Source organism: Enterobacter sp. CC120223-11 (genome assembly GCF_900215375.1).
Classification (GTDB): Bacteria; Pseudomonadota; Gammaproteobacteria; order Enterobacterales; family Enterobacteriaceae; genus Scandinavium.
Window position 1 is genome coordinate 1 of sequence record NZ_OBEF01000026.1, and the last position, 16,307, is coordinate 16,307.

Genomic DNA, 16,307 nt, shown 5'->3' on the forward strand with positions numbered 1-16,307 from the left:
CCGGAGGGTGGCGCCGGCAAAACAGCGGAAGCACCGAAATCCTGATGCAAAGCAAAAGGCCGGAGGTTTCCCTCCGGCCAGCATTCAGGATGACAGCAAGGCTTTCAGTGCCGCTACATCCTCCAGCCTCTGCTGAATACGTCGTGGTGTCCCTTTTCCTGACTCCCGGGCCAGCCCATCCTGGTGCTGAAGCTCCCGTTCTGCATCATGGAGCAGGCGTGTGAGAACCGTCACCGGCACAGTTACTTCACGATTAACGGCTTCCCGGTGGCATACAAGCAAATCACACACCGACGCGCTGGTGACACCTTCATTGCGATATGTGCCCATAGCTGTATTACCAATGACTTCCTGTATGGCCGTGATTTCTTCATCTGTAGGTGACAGTTCCCGACACGCCACATGAACGCCCTCTCCCGTCCAGATAAGCAGCTCCAGGGGTTCATCGTGGGTAAACATCCGTTCCAGCTCTTTACACAGTGCTTCACGCGTTCCAAACATATTCATTCACCTTAAACCGGGCGGCCACCCCGCCCGGCGTTAATCAGTCGCGGAAGCAGCCGCAGAACGCCAGCACGCGGATATACACACTCAAAAATTGCTCATTAAGGCTGCGCAGAAAATCTGCGACCAGCGAAGCGCTTATCCCCCCTACGCGGGATACCCGGGACATTGTGGCAGCGGTGATGAAGTGCCTGGAGCGTATCTGGCTCAATGGCCATCGATATGCAAAAGCGGGCATCATGCTAAATGATTTTACCCCCACAGGCGTGTCGCAGTTGAACCTGTTTGATGAGGTTCAGCCGCGCCCGGACAGCGATGCGTTAATGAAAGTGCTCGATGGTATTAATCATTCGGGGCTGGGAAAAGTATGGTTTGCAGGCAGCGGTGTTGCGCCATAATGGCAGATGAAACGGGAGATGCTTTCACCTGCTTATACGACACTCTGGTCAGATATTCCTGCCGCGAAACTGGTGTGAAATTTTGGCGATTTCACCTTGAAATTCTCAACCTAAACTTTCTGATTACAATAACTTAGTAGTGAAATCGCCGTGGCGAAATTATTGGCTCAAATTTCTGTCAAGGACCTCATTGATAGCCTTGTCCAGTTCATCCTGAACCACTTTTGACATACGACTAAACTCATAAGTCAGCGTGCGCCCTTTCACACGTTTGCGCGCGAACTTGTCCTTTTCTTCAAAGGACCAGAGTGGGGAAATCACTGACTTTTCCTTGGGCGGGGGAGCTATCAATGTCTGAGATGCCTGAGAAATCAGCTTCAGTATACTGGCTTTCTGTTCGTCTTCTGGTCGCTCGTAATCACTTAAAATTGCATCGTGCTGATCTGAGACAGACTGAATGAGCTCTTCAGACGTTAAGCCTTTTTCACTGAGTTTTTCATTAACCTCTAAAAGAATTTTGTAGTCACTAAATGACAGCTCCGACTGAACAGGGAACAGAGAAATCAATTCTTGCGGTACTGCCGCCGCCTGCAGCGCCCTTGTGACCTTAGCCTGGGATAATCCCTCCAGTTCAGCAATTTCCTTTTGGTTGAATCCGGACTCTTTCAGAGCCATCAATCTCAGGCCGATTTCCCGAAGGTTATGCTCTTTAGCTGTCTGAATATCTTTAGCCAGATGGCGAGCTTCATCAGCTGATAAATGTTCATCGGTAACCATTACATCCAGGCCTGTACGGATATAAATCGCAGAGGCTCGCCGTCTTGAACCATCCAGTATCTCAATCCTTTCACCTTGCTGAATACCAATACAGGGGAAGAACTGCTGAAACTTAATTGTCTGGATAATGGATTTAAGGGACTCCCTGGTCAGAGCCAGTTGATCTCTTCCATTGTTTTCCTGGTTTACGAAGGTCTTACTTTCAACGTCAGATACAGGTATCCGAACAAATCTGAATGTTACCTTCCTACCGGTTTTTAAGTTAAATACCTGGCTTCTCCCGGTGTCAGTCATCTCGACCATTGACGCCTGAGTATTTAACTGTCTGCCGATGGTTTTTCTTTTCTCATTCGACATCACATACCTCCGTTAGTACGAATGAACTCAATGCGATCAAATACTGCCTTCGCAAAGTCTTCCGCTGCTGATTTTGCGCTTTTAAGCGCATCTGTGCTTCCATCATAGGTTGCTGGATTTGCAGAAATAACTGTGTCAAAAGTCTCCCCACAGCGTTCGAAACCATCCAGTCTCGGCAGAACCATGTCGAGCATATCGGCACCGAATACCTCTTTAGCCTGACTATGGCAAATTTTGTGATCAGACTTGTTCAGAATTTTGGACATGAAACCGACATTACCGATGAGATTGCAGGTGTGCCCATCCAGTTCGATCGAATCAATGAGAGCAGGGAGGCTGGCCACAAACTTCAGGGAAGAATGAAAATCAACCGTAGCCGGTGGAAGAGGGGTCAACATCAGGTCTGCCGCCCCAATGCAGTTTTTCAGGAACGCATCAAGGTGCGGACCGCTATCAAGGAAAATAAAGTCGTAGTCATGCTGAAGCTTGTCGATAATGTTCTCTTTAAGCACCGCATGAATATTTTGCCCCGGTAGATGTTCTTCGCACAATCCCTTCCAGCCTTCAGCAAGGAATGCATCGTCAATGGATGCGGGAATTACATCAACACCCGGGATAATTGACGGCACAATAAAATCGGAAAGTAATTCTTCACGAGACACGTCCTGGAGCATGGCCTGAGCAGCCGTATTTTCAACCAGGCCGACTGAATTCTCATGGCTCAGGAACATTGTCAGAGACGCCTGCGGATCGAAATCGATGGCCAGAATACGCAGGTCTTCAAACAGAAGCTGAGGATGAGCCCGAAAAGCATGTGATAATGAAGCAGTAGAAACTGTCTTGGAACCACCACCTTTAAGATTGCATACAAAAATCGTGAAGGCTTTATCGAAGCGATCTCTGTATTTGGGTACTTTACGATGGAAATACAGATCGATGACATTCTGAATCGTCATTGCGTACTTCATCGTATTACCGGAAGGTTTCTTTTTGAAAATGTAGCCACTGGCTTCCATTTCGGCCACAGCATACTCAACACTGCCTTTACTGAGCTTAGGCAGTTTATAAAGGGCGGCTTTGCTGTATTCCTGATAGAACTCAGTAAGCTTCAATTCCTCTTTTTGCTGGCGGATACTTTCGCTCAAAGATGTCAGAAGTTTACCTGCACGTGTGGCGACTTTCCGTAACTGCTCAATATTTTCCATTTATCACCTCATGACGTTTTTTGTCATTTTGAACAAAAAGAGTCATGTTGCAAGTAAAAAATCATATTATTTTGATTTCACTCTCAAGAGTAGGGGTAACGCTCGCCGTAACTCAGCTCAATGCGCTGGTGTAGCTGATGAATTGCTTGCAAGCTTTCCTTGCTACGTACACTCCGCACCAGCAGGACAAACAGGTAGCTCTAACCACCTGCATAAGAAATGACAAGAAGACTTGTTAACTGGTCTTTAATACCTTACCTTTAAGACTGGTTAAACAGTCTTATAGGTGATATATGCCTCACATCATTCTGACCGACACAAGCGCCAGTGTCAGTGAACTCAAGAAAAACCCGATGGCAACTGTTAGCGCAGGGGATGGTTTCCCGGTGGCAATCCTGAACCGCAACCAACCTGCTTTCTATTGCGTTCCGGCTGAACTGTACGAAAAGATACTCGATGCCCTTGACGATCAGGAACTGGCTAAACTCGTAGCCGAACGCAGCGATCAGAAATTGCATGATGTAAACCTTGATAGCTATCTATGACTTATACGGTCAAATTCAGGGAAGATGCGCTAAAAGAGTGGCAGAAGCTGGATAAGGCCATTCAGCAGCAATTTGCTAAAAAGCTAAAGAAGTGCAGCGAAAATCCACATATCCCCTCAGCGAAACTGAGCGGAATAAAGGATTGCTACAAAATTAAACTTCGTGCGTCTGGTTTTCGCCTGGTCTATCAGGTCATTGATAATCAATTAATTATCGCTGTTGTTGCCGTAGGTAAACGCGAAAGAAGTAATGTATATAATCTTGCCAGCGAACGAATGAGGTAATTTCATAGATATTTTAAAGGCCGTGCAAAAGTGGCGTAAGGAGCACCCTGAGTACGTTAACAGCGTTGTGTTGGTATGGAACAATGAAGTCTATGGATGTAAAGACAAGCAGCGAAATCCTGGCCATAAACAGCCTGGTGCATATGCAGTTGACGCTGATAATCACGTATTCATTGCCGAAGGTGGTAATGATTATGACGGAGCTAAAGGCTGGGTTGCAGCAACCCCCTAGTAAGCTGGACGTCTATATTATTACTTACTTGATACGCCTTCGCCTCAGGATGTCTTTGCAACGAACTATAAGTGCTTTTTGCCTTAGACATTTCGGCATTATCGGAAAAGTGTCCAGAAAATATTTTCGATGACCGTATTTATTTTTATTGGCCCATAACAGAAACCGTGAGTCTGCCCGGAAGTTGATTCCGGGCGGGTGAGAGGTTGGACAAACCCGGATAGGTGCGTCAGCGAATCAGTATATCGTCTGCAGTCTCAACGTCCCGACGTCAGACTCTTCAGTATGCTTACCGCTTCATTTTCAGGCATCTGGAATTGCACCCGATGACGGGCGGCAACATCAAGCGCAAACACCTTGGTATACACCTCCGTCGAGCTGATCGACTTATGGCCCATGAGACTTTGTAGCACTTTGAGCGGAATACCGGCGTACAGCATGTGCATCGCGTAGCTATGCCGGAACGTGTGCGGCGTAATCGGTATAGAGAAGATTACGCCATCTGCTGCTGCAGCGACCACGGCCTCAGCCAGCCATGTTCGCACTGTTCGATCGGTGATGGTCCAGAGCCGCACCTTTTCCATCCTGCCGCTACGTTTATTTTTTTTCTCAAGCGGAATTTTTAGTGTGGCCACCATCATCTGCAGCTGCGAAAGGTAATGCTGATCGGACAAGGGGACCAGACGGTGCAGCACAGTTCCGGCCGGTGCGCGCCCGGCACTGCGGGCCGCTTTTTCCTCACGCTGCTTCAGCGTGGCCAACTGCACAAACGGGTAGGGTGGCTGCAGTAAAAAATCACTCCTGCCCAGCGCCAGCGTTTCGTTAATGCGCGCGCCGGTGTTCCACAACGTGGCAAACAGGGTCTTGCGCTCTAGGTCCGGTACATAGTGAAGCAGGGCACTGATTTCCGGGGCAAGCAGATATTTCGGCAGATCGTCATGCAGGGCCGCCAGCTGCCGCAGCGCCAGTGCCGCCGGATAATCAATGGCCACCGGCAGCAATCGCTCTGTAACGCCCAGATGGCCGCCCGGCAAGGACGGAATAGCTGGCATGTTCATGCTGTTGTTCCTGTACCATACAGTTTTTCAATCCAGCAAGGTGTGACCAGAGTGTCGCCCGGGACAGACAGTGAGATCGCCGTCAGTAGCATTTCCTTTACGCTACCAGTACGGGTCATCACTTTTGTCGCTCCGTCTGCACTCTTCACTTTGCAGCCTCTTTGTGGCAGTACATTGGCGCTTCACCAGGCGTATGATTGATATACGACGGAAACGTCGTGATCTCGAACTGGCTGTAAGGCGTAAAGTTTTCCGTTCCGCCGAAGCGGCGACGAAATCCATCCAGAGCGATAGCTTCACTGGCAGGCCCGGCAGCTGGCATTGACACAGCCATGCTGTCGCGATCGATCAGCGTGTACTGGCCAGTAGCATCACTGCGCTGGTGCATCTTGAATGTCAGTGTCAGATCCGTATCTGCGCGCCCTGCCTGGCTTTTCATTCGCCAGGTGACCGAAACATCATAGATCGTGCGGCCCTGTCCGGTAGACGTGACGGTCCCCCGGGAGAGCATAGTCGTAGGATAATTTAGCTTACCGTCTCCGGGAATGTCGGAATGACAGACCACCACGCTGCCGGGTGGATAAGCGGCATCGATCTGCTGCATTTCTTTCCGGGTGGCGGCTCCGGCCATTGACACAGTACCAGCAATAACCACAGTGATCCCTGCTACGTAAGCGATCAACTTCTCTGACATCATAAAATGCTCATCCTGCTGTATGTCTCGCCATATTAGTTTCGGAAATCCCGCCTGCAGTATTTCAGCAACGCAGTACGGCACTAAAAATCTTTGTAGACCGACTCCAGCATTGACATACCCAGAGAGAACCCCGCTTCATCACCCAAATCCAGCGGATAATCGGTAGAGGGAAGGGAACGAAAAAATGGCCCAGTTGGCCACAAGGTGACTCTCCATCCCCGCAGCTCAGGATCCGGGCTGTACTGGCAACGTGCAATTTCCCAGCCATCTCTGTCCAGTAACAGCATGAGTGTCGTTGGCTGCCCCTCTTCATTAACAGGACCAGTGACAGAATGAAACCACGCATCCTGGTCCTGCCTTTCACAGAGTTCACAGAAAAGGTCTTCAATATCCATTCAGTTTTCTCGAAAATAGTCTCATACCGTAATCATCACTCACTGACGTATCAGACCGTCACCTCAAATGACTTTACCTACCGAAAACATCACTATCCTGATAATAAGCACACATATAACACCGCCAGTAAATTACCGAGTGACTGTTTTCAGGTGATCCGATTTACAGGCCTATTCCATATTTTCGGAAGTGTACCACGGTCAGGAAGTAAGCAAAGCACTGTTTTCTGCGGCTGCGCGCCAGATCACGGGGCAGGGGAATAACACAACATATGGGAGAAAATTCAGCTGACAGCGTGGCACATCTTGTGTTTCTTGGCCGCAGCGCACCGGGGGGCAGGGAGAAGATCCGGAACCACCAGAAATCGGATCTGACCGCGAAAAGACAAAAGCCACAGACAAAAATAGCTGAGAAGCTATTGCATGGAAAATCAGTTCTGATATGTTTAATTCACGATACTTATAAAACAACAAACTTATAAACTTAGTCATCAATAATAAGTTCTAAGTTTATTAACATTTGAATCCATTTTCTCAGAAGAGAGGCTGCCATGCCAACGAAACACATTGACGATGCCACCGCCGCACTGCTGGACGATCTGTATGTCCGCTGTGTGACCCTGACCCAGCAGCCGGTAAAAGAAGTGGAGGTACTGCGCCTGGCTATCCAGACCGGCATCGGCAACATCACCGATAACGATATTCTGTCCGCCATGTCGGCCAGGGACAGCGTCTGGCAGCAACTGGCCGAACAGACCTGGGCCGAAGTGGTCGCCTGCTGGCCGGAAGCCGGGATCACAGAATACAATTTTGAAAAGCTGGCCGCGGGCCATTCGGATACCTGGCAAAGACTGTCAGACGAGCGCTGTCATACTGTCATGAAGGAACGACTGAAACAGCGGTTATGGATGCCCGTCTTTGGTCCGGCCGCCCAGTTATTCACGGCGGATGATTTTGATATGAATGAGGACGAACTCCGTGCGGCCAGAGCACATGATAAAGATCTCGCACGCCAGTACCGGGAAAGCCTCCCGGCGCTGGATGGCCGGGCGTATTCCACGCTGAACGATCACGAGCAGTCTCTGGCCCTCTACTATACCAGTCATATCAGCTTCACGCCGGACGGACAGGGGGATTTTACCGTGGTGTACAGCGAGCCCTCTGATGCCCCGGCGGCCTGATCCTGGGCGTATATTCATCCGGACGCACAGCACGGCAGGGAGGCGCGACGAAGATGTCTGAGAAACCACCAGGAATAGCACGCACGGTCCTGACCACCTGCCTCGCTGGCGCTGCCGGCGGGGGGATAGCCTGCCTGTCCGTTCTGCTGGGGGTGTGGATCTACAGGATGTCAGAAACCGGCAGCGCGGCGGACTGGGTCTCAGTGGCATGTAATATCGCCACTGTGGGGATAGCCTGGGCGGCCTTTAAGGTGGCCCGAAGCTGGCTACCCCAGCTCACCACCCAGGAAGGCTATAAGGAGGCGATCCGCCTGGTGAATGAACAGTATATAGAGCTCGGTCCGGAGAGTTATCTGGCCGGTCACGCCGAAAAAGCCATGCAGGCCTTCCGCGCGGTGAATGAAGAAGATCATCCCGACCGGATATCAGCCTGCACAACCGCTCTTGATGAACTGCTGATCGCGCTTGAGGCCGGGTATGCGCTGCAGCGGGAGATAAAGGAAGCCCGGTTCAGGCTGTCAACCTATGGGCTGACGGTAGCCGGCAGATATGAGCCCGATCTCACCCGGATGTCCTGCGCCTTCGACGACGCCCTGGACAGTTCACAGTGGCTGCTGAAACTGCTGAGTGACGATCTCAGGCTACGGTATGAGGCTAAAATGCCGCCGCTGCGCTACAACAGCCTGAACTGGAGTGCCATTAAACTGGCGCTGAGGAAAACCGAAACGGCTGAAGGGATGGAAAAGCAGTATCAGGCTCTGATGGAGCACCTCAGTACCATGGCTGACAATCACACCGCCCTGTTCAGCCATCATCCCCCCGTTGGCAGGTTGTTTATCCTGAAAAAATAACAGGCTGAAGAAACGAACCGGTGCCTGTCAAAAAAAAGCCGCGTAAGCGGCTTTTTGATTGAAGGCGATTGATTTGCTGTCTGGTCGCCTTCTATGTTGCAAGTGCCTTATCTGAACAGCGACGTTCTGCACCCGGTAATGGTCTGGTCAGTCAGACCACGGCTTCGTTTAGAAGCTAACACGAATACCGAGATTACCTTTTTTCGGATCTTATAAGAAAATGAAGAAAGCAAGGATAGGCTTAGCATATCCATATGCTGTACATCTGCATATGTTACGGCTATACATATGCTTTGCATCTACATATACTGAGCACATACATAAAGGCCATTCGGCCAGGAGGAACCCATGAGAACCGTATCCATTTTTAAAAACGGCAACAACCGCGCCATCCGTCTGCCCCGCGATCTGGATTTTGACGGCGTCAGCGAGCTCGAAATCGTCCGCGAAGGCGACAGCATCATCCTGCGTCCCGTCCGGCCGACCTGGGGCTCGTTCTTTGAGCTCGAAAGTGCTGATGCGGACTTTATGGCGGAGCGCGAGGAAATTGTCAGCGACGAAGGACGCTTTGAGCTATGAAACAGCCCCGGACGAAGACGTATATGCTCGATACCAACATCTGCTCGTTCATCATGCGCGAGCAGCCGGAAAAAGTGCTGAAACGCCTCGAGCAGGCGGTGCTGCGCAACCACCGTATTGTGGTGTCGGCCATTACCTATGCAGAAATGCGGTTTGGCGCGATCGGCAAGAAAGCCTCACCGCGCCACGCGCAGCTGGTTGACGCGTTCTGCGCACGCCTCGATGCCATTCTGCCGTGGGATAAAGCCGCTGTGGATGCCACCACGGGGATAAAGGTAGCGCTGGCCGCCGCTGGCACACCAATCGGGCCGAACGACACGGCTATTGCCGGGCACGCTATTGCGGCCGGCGCTGTGCTGGTGACCAATAATACAAGAGAGTTTGAGCGGGTGGCGGGTCTGAAACTGGAAGACTGGGTGAAGTAGCACGGTAATGCACGGAGAAGTATACTCCGGGCTCCGTGTCATCAATCGGTTTCGTCATCCCTGTGAGTGGTTCAATTCGTATATGGGTGTCACTGTGAGTTATCAAGCAATGTATTCTGCTGGGTCAAGGTAGATTTTTATCTTCATACCCGAGCAGGTAAAGAATTTCGCTATACCAGGGCACCCGACAGATATATTCGCGACTACGTCAGTGCCCCGAAAGCGGCTGAGGTTGGAGTGGGTGTGATTACCTTCGATCCCGGCGAGTTTAAGGCATTGTGCAAAGCTGCGCGCCATAAAGGTACGGAGCTGCTTCCTGACAGGCGTTGAGTTTGGCGAGAAGGCGAACCTCTGATTGCTGGTCACAAAACTCTGTCGGCGTATCGAAATTTTTCATTCGGCAGTGCTCACCACAGCAAGTGACCGAGCATAGCGAGCGAACGGCGAGGAAGCACCATTTTACTGGAGCCGGAATGAGCACGTACGCCCGATGCCTGCTTTTCTGAACAGGCTATATTTCAGCAAGTTATCCACTTATACACTCTATCGATCCAATAAGAAGATCCAATAGATGATCCCTGTAAGATCCAAAAGAGATCCCACGATCGTCTGAGCCTTTGCCAGCACTGGTCTGAGAGGATGATCGCATAAACTGTAGTAGGAAAAATATAAGCTGTGACTGGAAATCGATAAGCTGTGTCCAGTCCGTTATATACTGTGACGAGTAAATCACATAAACTAAAGTTAGTAATGTAGCCAGGTTGGCTGGTGAGACTGTGCATAACTAGGCTCAGATAATTCAGTAAGTTAGCGAGCCGTACCTTAACTGATGACGATAAGTTATTTTTTTTCCACCGAACGGAGGCCTTCTGAAAAACGACAATCTGGACATCAAAGCGCTGTTTGAAGAGGTCGACAAGTCTTCGGGGGAGGTCGTCAGCCTAACACCTAACGCAGGTAATACCGTGCAGCCGGTGGCGCTGATGCGCCTTGGTGTCTTTGTTCCGACACTGAAGTCGCTGAATAACAGCAAGAAGAACACACTTTCCCGAACAGATGCGACAGAGGAGTTGACACGGCTCTCTCTCGCAAGAGCAGAAGGTTTTGATAAGGTCGAGATAACTGGCCCGCGGCTGGATATGGATAATGACTTTAAAACCTGGGTCGGGATCATTCACTCCTTCGCGCGACACAAGGTCATCGGTGATAAGGTCGAGCTCTCATTTGTGGAGTTTGCCAAACTCTGTGGTATTCCTTCCAGCCAGTCTTCCCGCAAGCTCCGCGAGCGAATCAGTCCTTCCCTGAAGCGTATTGCAGGAACGGTTATCTCTTTTTCGAGAACTTCTGAGAATCACACGAAAGAGTATATCACCCATCTGGTGCAGTCGGCCTACTACGATACAGAGAAAGACATTGTCCAGCTGCAGGCCGATCCTCGCCTGTTTGAGCTCTATCAGTTTGACAGAAAGGTCCTGCTGCAGCTGAAAGCCATCAATGCGCTAAAGCGCAGGGAGTCGGCTCAGGCGCTTTATACCTTTATTGAGAGTCTGCCGCGGGATCCGGCACCGATATCACTGGCGCGTCTCAGGGCCCGTCTGAACCTGAAATCACCGGTGTTCTCTCAAAACCAGACGGTGAGGCGGGCAATGGAGCAACTACGTGAGATAGGTTATCTCGACTATACGGAAATCCAGCGCGGCCGGACCAAGCTCTTCTGCATCCATTACCGGCGTCCAAAATTAAAAGCCCCCAATGATGAGAGTTCGGAAAACATGCCGGCTCCGGCCGTACAGGAACAGGTCAGCCCCGAAATGGCTGAAAAACTCAAAGTGCTGGAGAAGCTTGGGATCACACTTGAGGACCTCGAGAAGCTGTTCAAATCCCGCTAAACATAAACTGTAGCCAGTAAATCCCGGCCCATTACTGACTACAGTTTATATTCACATCGATAATGAGTTATCCCACTTACTACAGCTTATATAAGCACAAGTGTCAGCAGATTCTCTTCAGTGCTCTTCCGGCATGATGTCATGCCGTCTGGGTCGGTATGACTGCTGCATTACCCGCCCGTATGTATCCTTCCTTCCTCTCTATTACGCTACTCACTACAGTTTATATTACGCACTGTAGTTTATATTCAGCCATTACTACTCGCTATAGCTTATCTGTGCGGTAAACTGTGTTGTCTATAAAGGAGGGAAGGCGCGGAGGATTTCCGCTGCATCCCGGCCGTCTCCGGTAAACGGAATGGCAATCGTCGCGGCCAGCTCCAGCGCAAACACTCTGGTACATGCCTCCATCGAGCGCGGATCCTTGTGGCCAACCAGCGCCTGAATCACCTTCTTCGGCTGGCGGTGACAGAGCATGTGCATGATATAGCTGTGCCTGAACGTATGCGGCGTCACCGGCACCGAAAAATGCACCCCGTCCGTTTCCGCAAGCGCAATGGCCATCTTCAGCCAGTTGCGCATGGTTTCATCGGTGAGAGGTACCAAGCGCACTTCGTCTTTCGGTGGGCAGCCCCGGCGGGCCTGCACTTTTTCTGACAGCACCTTCACGAACGGGCGCATCCCGTCCAGATCAAACGATCTCAGGGGTCAGCGTCCGGGATTCCCCTATTCGCAGCCGGTGTTCCAGAACGTGGAGAACAGCATGTAATGACGCAGGTCCGGCATGTAGTAGAGGAGGGCACTGACTTCAGGTACCAGCAGATACGCCGGTGTAACCCCGTTCGCAGTGGCCAGACGACGCATGGTCACCGCGGTCGCAAAATCGACGCCCGGGGCAATAGGGAGAAACGAAACGCGTTCTGGTGAATTCTGCAGGGGAATGACGTATTTTTCACGTAGCGACGTTGTCGTCGGAATAGCGACATTCTGGTCCGTCTGCGCGGATCCTTTTATTTTGATTACCTGCATTATTGTGGGTAAACCCAAATCCGTAAAGGGCCGTTTTGACTGGGTAAACGGTCCGGAAGCCAGCCCTGGCAGGGGTTGCAGGTGAATCAGCGTTATCTGGGAGAAATGTCGTAATCCCAAGATGCTGCTGGTACTTCTCCAGACTCGATGCCAAAACTGGTCAAAGTAGGAAAATTCCCTCAGCCTGATCGTATTTATCTTCTTCCGATAAAATTTCCGTCACCTTACATTTGCTTTAATTGTCATCAATGGCACGGAGTTTCAAGAAATGGCATCCCGGATAAGATATCTGTCAAAATACGTAAGAGCCAAGTTTATCAGCGATTGTAGATATGTAAGAGAGCGTTATCGCCGCTATCATGGCGTTTATCCAGAATTTAACCAGCCCAATAAGTTTACGGAAAAGATTGCGAAAAGGATGATCAGTCATGAACACCGATATCTTTCCCCATTCGTGGATAAGTTGATGGCTCGTGAATATGTCAGAAGCGTTGTTAATGAAAGTATCCTCGTACCACTAATAGCCGTTTATCACAAGGCAGAGGACATCAACTTTGACGTTCTTCCTGAGAAATTCGTTTTAAAATGTGCCCATGATAGCAGAAGCACTATTGTTTGTAACAAACAAGAGATAAATACCCGAGCCGTAGTGAGATGGCTGTCGCTCCGCCAGAAGCAGGACTATTATTACATCAATAGAGAGAGGCAGTACAAAGGCGTATTTCCGACAGTGCTGTGCGAAGAGTACATTGATGTATACGTTGATAGTCAGCGCGAGTGCATTCCTGAAATGTTACGTTTCCATTGTTTTAATGGTCAGTGTTCATATGTTGAAGCTGACTTTACAGATGATGATAACAACCAGACATCTAATGTCTATGACCGTAAATGGAACCTGCAGCCATTCACAATGGGGTTATTGAATAATAGCAATAAAGACATCAAAGTCCCGGAAGTTTTTTTGGAGTGCCTTAACGTTGCTGATATAGTCGCAGGAAACTTCGATTACTGTAGAGTCGATCTGTTTTGTGCGATAGGGAAAGTATATTTCAGCGAAATTACATTTACGCCGGAATGCGGGAGGCTAAAATTTATGCCTCGTGAGTGGGATGAAGTCTTTGGTCAACTCTGGAAGTACGGCTGAGATACTGTGGGCAATAAAATTGACACATCAATATATCACCTCGCATATAGATCCTCTTAAAAGTAAGTGGAGAATAATTGATGTGTAATCTCATTACTAGTGGCGTAATGGATACTATGGATTGCGTCGAGTATGAGGACTAGAAGTTTATCAGTCCTGATTTTCGCAGGGAGCCGAGCAATGCGGTGATGTGTGACCTAAAAAACCGCAAAACTGGACTATCACTTATCACTGGAGAGAACACTTATGATCATAGTGGCTTTTTCCCTGTCCATGGTTAGGAAACACGGACGCCCTTGATGGAAGTAAGGGTTACAGCTTTTTATAACCACAGAGTAAATGATGGTGCCCTCTCGTTGAATGTTGAGCAAGATACGAGGAATGAGGAGGGATGTCTCTTAATGTAATTCCTGTTAGACTGATAGCATACTGTTGCAGGCGTCGACCATTATCTACTTTGCTCCGAAATATATTACCCATACCCGCATCTGTTACTAACAGATGCTCCGCCATGGGGCATTCCAAGAACCTAATGATGTGCCATAGCATTCCCTGATGAAGGGAAAGTTAACATCAGCACGATTTGTTCCAAAATAGCTTATCGCTTCCAGGGTTATTTTTCTTCGGCGTCACTCTTTGACTTTCCGCTATTGTCTCCACCCTCCATTCCTACTTCTACGCCCATCCGTGGCAGCCAGCGCAGTGAATTATTAATGGCACATGGACTGACTATTACCAGTCCATTTTCGACCATGCTAAGCAATTCAGTACGGGCCTTATAAATACTGATGTCGTGAGCCTCAGAAATTTGGCGAGTGGACGGCCAGGTGGATGGCAAAGGAGTGGTTTGGCCAGGTGCACTTATTGGTGGCGAAATTCTCTTCAGAGTAATCAATATCTCTAAATGTAATGCATTTTTGGCTTTGGATGTGTTCTTCATAGTTGCTTTCTTTTTCTTAATATCATTTTCGAAACGGTTTTTCTCAAGAAAATAAAGTGCAATGACATGTGCTGTTATCGTCAGGAGAAGGTGCGATGAATTGGTATCTCATTAAACTATTATAGCGATTCATTGCCATTCGCGATCAGTAACTCTCCTCTTTGCGTCAATTTCGGTGTTTTGTGCTAAACATGTCTTAATATCGATCTGTTCCACTACTTAGTCGCATTGAACGCATTTGTTTGCGATGCGAAGTCTCGCATTTGCTTTTTTGATCAAAAATATCTTTTAATTTTCGGGATATTTGAGAAAATATGTTTCAGCGAGAATGTGAGACAATCAATAGAGGTGCTTCGCATAGGTTGTGTGATACGGATCTTTATATTATTGCTATCGCATTCCCATTGTATGATGTGTGTATCAGTTAATCTTCATGATATTTTGATAATATTGTTACACCATCTATTTGTTATTATCGCCGTGTTATAACTTTAATCTCATCATATATTAAAGAAGGATCTGTTTTATGAATCTGAACAAAATCATGCTGGCTACTGCAATGACTCTGTGCGTATCTTCATTTGCTCACGCTGCTGACCAAGGGCGCGGCAAAGTCACGTTTACTGGCTCTATCATCGATGCACCATGCTCCATCCATCCTGACTCTGAAGATCAGGTGGTTAATCTGGGACAAGTGTCCAATGTAGCTCTGAAAGATGGTGGAAAATCTATTCCTCGTAACTTCGATATCAAGCTGGAGCAGTGTGATGTCGCCACCTTGAAAACTGTGACAACAACTTTTAGCGGAGTGGCCTCTGCCAATAACGCTGACCTGCTGGGCATTGCTGGTAGTGCAAGTGGTGCGGGTGTGGCTATCACTCACAACGGCAGTGTTGTGAAACTGGGTGACGCAACCACTCCATTCATCTTGGCTAACGGCGATAGCACCATCCACTTTGCAGCTCACCTACAAGGCGAGGGAAAGGCTAACGCCATCGTCCCGGGTGACTTCACTGCTGTGGCTAACTGGACCCTGGCATACCAGTAAGCCTCGACTAATAGCAACACCTATATGAATTGTATGCAGTTTCCCTGCATGCAATTCACTGACCAATAACGCCCCCCCTCAGTAGGCATGCAGTGAGGCATGGGCTGATCAATTGTCATGGCATAAGGAATGTGGGCTCATGGGGCAAATAATCAAAGCAGCAGGGTTAGTGTTTTCTTTCATGCTTGCCTCAGGAGCGTTTTCCGCAACCCAGCAAGGGCAAGGGCGGGTAAGCATGCAAGGAGCCATTATTGATACGGCGTGCGCCATTTCAGTGGACAGTCGCGAGCAAGTGATAGACATGGGGAGGGTGCCAATTGCCGACATCATTCGCGATGGTCAGGGCATTCGCCGTGATTTTTCCATCAAACTGGTGAACTGCGTACTGGAGCGTCCATACAGTAACAAGCCGGACTGGAAGCAATTTCAGGTCACGTTTGACGGGGATGCGGAAGGAGACTTGTTTGGAGTGCGTGGTGACGCTTCCGGCGTTGCATTACGCATTCTCGACAAAGTCGGTAATGTCGCCATGCCCGGAAAGGCGCTGCCCTTGGAAAATATCATCCCTGGTGATCTGCAGCTCGATTATACCCTGAGACTGGTTGCCAATAACCACGCACTGAGGTCTGGGGATTACTTCTCTACCATTCGCTTCAAGTTAGATTACTTCTGAATACGCGTCCTGCGGAGAATGGGGCGTTTTCTTGTGTCATCGGCACATCCTGGCTGGGTGCTTGACGTGCACGTCATAAAATGGATAACGATAAAA

At 49.2% G+C, this 16,307-nt stretch carries 17 protein-coding genes and 4 pseudogenes; 12 read left to right on the forward strand and 9 right to left on the reverse strand.

Annotated features, from left to right (window positions below):
• Positions 1–84: 84 nt before the first annotated feature.
• Positions 85–501 carry a DUF1380 family protein gene (locus tag CRO87_RS21195; RefSeq protein ID WP_097164899.1) on the reverse strand — a complete coding sequence of 139 codons (417 nt, stop codon included), beginning with the start codon at positions 499–501 and terminating at the stop codon, positions 85–87.
• On the opposite strand from CRO87_RS21195, the pseudogene CRO87_RS21200 reads away from it, so the two are divergent.
• Positions 480–980 (forward strand): annotated as a pseudogene (locus CRO87_RS21200) (DUF4113 domain-containing protein). The gene CRO87_RS21195 and the pseudogene CRO87_RS21200 sit on opposite strands and share 22 nt — an antisense overlap.
• A gap of 81 nt (positions 981–1,061) precedes the next feature.
• Here the strand turns inward: CRO87_RS21200 and CRO87_RS21205 are convergent.
• The gene (locus CRO87_RS21205; RefSeq protein WP_176504353.1) at positions 1,062–2,036 is read right to left on the reverse strand and encodes a ParB family protein; all 975 of its coding nucleotides are present in this window, start codon (positions 2,034–2,036) and stop codon (positions 1,062–1,064) included.
• Positions 2,036–3,241: an AAA family ATPase gene (locus CRO87_RS21210; RefSeq protein WP_097164901.1), complete on the reverse strand. Its 1,206-nt coding sequence runs from the start codon at positions 3,239–3,241 to the stop codon at positions 2,036–2,038. The genes CRO87_RS21205 and CRO87_RS21210 overlap by 1 nt, the downstream gene beginning before the upstream one ends.
• A 293-nt stretch (positions 3,242–3,534) precedes the next feature.
• On the opposite strand from CRO87_RS21210, the gene CRO87_RS21220 reads away from it, so the two are divergent.
• Both CRO87_RS21220 and CRO87_RS21225 read left to right on the forward strand, forming a co-directional pair.
• Positions 3,535–3,786 (forward strand): type II toxin-antitoxin system Phd/YefM family antitoxin, encoded by a 252-nt coding sequence (locus tag CRO87_RS21220; RefSeq protein WP_097164903.1) that lies wholly within the window; start codon positions 3,535–3,537, stop codon positions 3,784–3,786.
• On the forward strand, positions 3,783–4,070 hold the full coding sequence (locus CRO87_RS21225; protein ID WP_097164904.1) for a type II toxin-antitoxin system RelE/ParE family toxin: 288 nt from the start codon (positions 3,783–3,785) through the stop codon (positions 4,068–4,070). Before CRO87_RS21220 ends, CRO87_RS21225 begins: the two co-directional genes overlap by 4 nt.
• A 489-nt stretch (positions 4,071–4,559) precedes the next feature.
• Here the strand turns inward: CRO87_RS21225 and CRO87_RS21235 are convergent, their stop codons facing one another.
• The 3 genes from CRO87_RS21235 to CRO87_RS21245 form a co-directional block, all read right to left on the reverse strand.
• Complete coding sequence (locus CRO87_RS21235) at positions 4,560–5,354, reverse strand: site-specific integrase (RefSeq protein WP_176504357.1); 795 nt, start codon at positions 5,352–5,354, stop codon at positions 4,560–4,562.
• A 151-nt stretch (positions 5,355–5,505) separates the two neighbouring features.
• Positions 5,506–6,057: a hypothetical protein gene (locus tag CRO87_RS21240; RefSeq protein ID WP_141398727.1), complete on the reverse strand. Its 552-nt coding sequence runs from the start codon at positions 6,055–6,057 to the stop codon at positions 5,506–5,508.
• Positions 6,058–6,137: 80 nt separating this feature from the next.
• On the reverse strand, positions 6,138–6,452 hold the full coding sequence (locus CRO87_RS21245) for a hypothetical protein (RefSeq protein WP_097164908.1): 315 nt from the start codon (positions 6,450–6,452) through the stop codon (positions 6,138–6,140).
• A 551-nt stretch (positions 6,453–7,003) separates the two neighbouring features.
• On the opposite strand from CRO87_RS21245, the gene CRO87_RS21255 reads away from it, so the two are divergent.
• Positions 7,004–7,633 (forward strand): hypothetical protein, encoded by a 630-nt coding sequence (locus tag CRO87_RS21255; protein WP_097164909.1) that lies wholly within the window; start codon positions 7,004–7,006, stop codon positions 7,631–7,633.
• Between the two features lie 53 nt (positions 7,634–7,686).
• The gene (locus CRO87_RS21260; RefSeq protein ID WP_141398728.1) at positions 7,687–8,484 is read left to right on the forward strand and encodes a hypothetical protein; all 798 of its coding nucleotides are present in this window, start codon (positions 7,687–7,689) and stop codon (positions 8,482–8,484) included.
• A gap of 231 nt (positions 8,485–8,715) precedes the next feature.
• Here the strand turns inward: CRO87_RS21260 and CRO87_RS22985 are convergent.
• Positions 8,716–8,876, reverse strand: a pseudogene (locus CRO87_RS22985) (hypothetical protein); the annotation flags it as partial.
• Between CRO87_RS22985 and vapB the strand changes: the two are divergent.
• The 4 genes and pseudogenes from vapB (at position 8,833) to CRO87_RS21285 (ending at position 11,377) form a co-directional block, all read left to right on the forward strand.
• Positions 8,833–9,063, forward strand: coding sequence for a type II toxin-antitoxin system VapB family antitoxin (vapB, locus tag CRO87_RS21270; protein ID WP_097164911.1), 231 nt, complete (start codon positions 8,833–8,835; stop codon positions 9,061–9,063). The pseudogene CRO87_RS22985 and the gene vapB sit on opposite strands and share 44 nt — an antisense overlap.
• Complete coding sequence (locus tag CRO87_RS21275; protein ID WP_097164912.1) at positions 9,060–9,488, forward strand: type II toxin-antitoxin system VapC family toxin; 429 nt, start codon at positions 9,060–9,062, stop codon at positions 9,486–9,488. Before vapB ends, CRO87_RS21275 begins: the two co-directional genes overlap by 4 nt.
• Before the next feature lie 66 nt (positions 9,489–9,554).
• A pseudogene (locus tag CRO87_RS22990) lies at positions 9,555–9,806 on the forward strand (hypothetical protein); the annotation flags it as partial.
• A 581-nt stretch (positions 9,807–10,387) separates the two neighbouring features.
• Positions 10,388–11,377, forward strand: coding sequence for a RepB family plasmid replication initiator protein (locus CRO87_RS21285; protein ID WP_097164913.1), 990 nt, complete (start codon positions 10,388–10,390; stop codon positions 11,375–11,377).
• A 297-nt stretch (positions 11,378–11,674) separates the two neighbouring features.
• On the opposite strand, the pseudogene CRO87_RS21290 reads toward CRO87_RS21285, so the two are convergent.
• Positions 11,675–12,355, reverse strand: a pseudogene (locus CRO87_RS21290) (tyrosine-type recombinase/integrase).
• Positions 12,356–12,674: 319 nt separating this feature from the next.
• Here CRO87_RS21290 and CRO87_RS21295 point away from each other — a divergent pair.
• Positions 12,675–13,550 (forward strand): ATP-grasp fold amidoligase family protein, encoded by an 876-nt coding sequence (locus CRO87_RS21295; RefSeq protein WP_097164914.1) that lies wholly within the window; start codon positions 12,675–12,677, stop codon positions 13,548–13,550.
• Between the two features lie 613 nt (positions 13,551–14,163).
• On the opposite strand, the gene CRO87_RS21300 is transcribed toward CRO87_RS21295, so the two are convergent.
• Positions 14,164–14,490: a hypothetical protein gene (locus CRO87_RS21300; RefSeq protein ID WP_176504354.1), complete on the reverse strand. Its 327-nt coding sequence runs from the start codon at positions 14,488–14,490 to the stop codon at positions 14,164–14,166.
• Positions 14,491–15,016: 526 nt separating this feature from the next.
• Between CRO87_RS21300 and CRO87_RS21305 the strand changes: the two genes are divergently transcribed.
• Positions 15,017–15,538 (forward strand): fimbrial protein, encoded by a 522-nt coding sequence (locus CRO87_RS21305; RefSeq protein ID WP_097164915.1) that lies wholly within the window; start codon positions 15,017–15,019, stop codon positions 15,536–15,538.
• 181 nt (positions 15,539–15,719) lie between these two features.
• Positions 15,720–16,211 (forward strand): fimbrial protein, encoded by a 492-nt coding sequence (locus CRO87_RS21310; protein WP_097164936.1) that lies wholly within the window; start codon positions 15,720–15,722, stop codon positions 16,209–16,211.
• Positions 16,212–16,307 lie beyond the last annotated feature (96 nt).

What these genes read in the sequence shown, in the direction of transcription:
- CRO87_RS21195 (WP_097164899.1), bottom strand. Translation starts at nt 501, where the DNA reads ATGTTTGGAACGCGTGAAGCACTGTGTAAAGAGCTGGAACGGATGTTT.
- CRO87_RS21205 (WP_176504353.1), bottom strand. Translation starts at nt 2,036, where the DNA reads ATGTCGAATGAGAAAAGAAAAACCATCGGCAGACAGTTAAATACTCAG.
- CRO87_RS21210 (WP_097164901.1), bottom strand. Translation starts at nt 3,241, where the DNA reads ATGGAAAATATTGAGCAGTTACGGAAAGTCGCCACACGTGCAGGTAAA.
- CRO87_RS21220 (WP_097164903.1), top strand. Translation starts at nt 3,535, where the DNA reads ATGCCTCACATCATTCTGACCGACACAAGCGCCAGTGTCAGTGAACTC.
- CRO87_RS21225 (WP_097164904.1), top strand. Translation starts at nt 3,783, where the DNA reads ATGACTTATACGGTCAAATTCAGGGAAGATGCGCTAAAAGAGTGGCAG.
- CRO87_RS21235 (WP_176504357.1), bottom strand. Translation starts at nt 5,354, where the DNA reads ATGCCAGCTATTCCGTCCTTGCCGGGCGGCCATCTGGGCGTTACAGAG.
- CRO87_RS21240 (WP_141398727.1), bottom strand. Translation starts at nt 6,057, where the DNA reads ATGATGTCAGAGAAGTTGATCGCTTACGTAGCAGGGATCACTGTGGTT.
- CRO87_RS21245 (WP_097164908.1), bottom strand. Translation starts at nt 6,452, where the DNA reads ATGGATATTGAAGACCTTTTCTGTGAACTCTGTGAAAGGCAGGACCAG.
- CRO87_RS21255 (WP_097164909.1), top strand. Translation starts at nt 7,004, where the DNA reads ATGCCAACGAAACACATTGACGATGCCACCGCCGCACTGCTGGACGAT.
- CRO87_RS21260 (WP_141398728.1), top strand. Translation starts at nt 7,687, where the DNA reads ATGTCTGAGAAACCACCAGGAATAGCACGCACGGTCCTGACCACCTGC.
- vapB (WP_097164911.1), top strand. Translation starts at nt 8,833, where the DNA reads ATGAGAACCGTATCCATTTTTAAAAACGGCAACAACCGCGCCATCCGT.
- CRO87_RS21275 (WP_097164912.1), top strand. Translation starts at nt 9,060, where the DNA reads ATGAAACAGCCCCGGACGAAGACGTATATGCTCGATACCAACATCTGC.
- CRO87_RS21295 (WP_097164914.1), top strand. Translation starts at nt 12,675, where the DNA reads ATGGCATCCCGGATAAGATATCTGTCAAAATACGTAAGAGCCAAGTTT.
- CRO87_RS21300 (WP_176504354.1), bottom strand. Translation starts at nt 14,490, where the DNA reads ATGAAGAACACATCCAAAGCCAAAAATGCATTACATTTAGAGATATTG.
- CRO87_RS21305 (WP_097164915.1), top strand. Translation starts at nt 15,017, where the DNA reads ATGAATCTGAACAAAATCATGCTGGCTACTGCAATGACTCTGTGCGTA.
- CRO87_RS21310 (WP_097164936.1), top strand. Translation starts at nt 15,720, where the DNA reads ATGCTTGCCTCAGGAGCGTTTTCCGCAACCCAGCAAGGGCAAGGGCGG.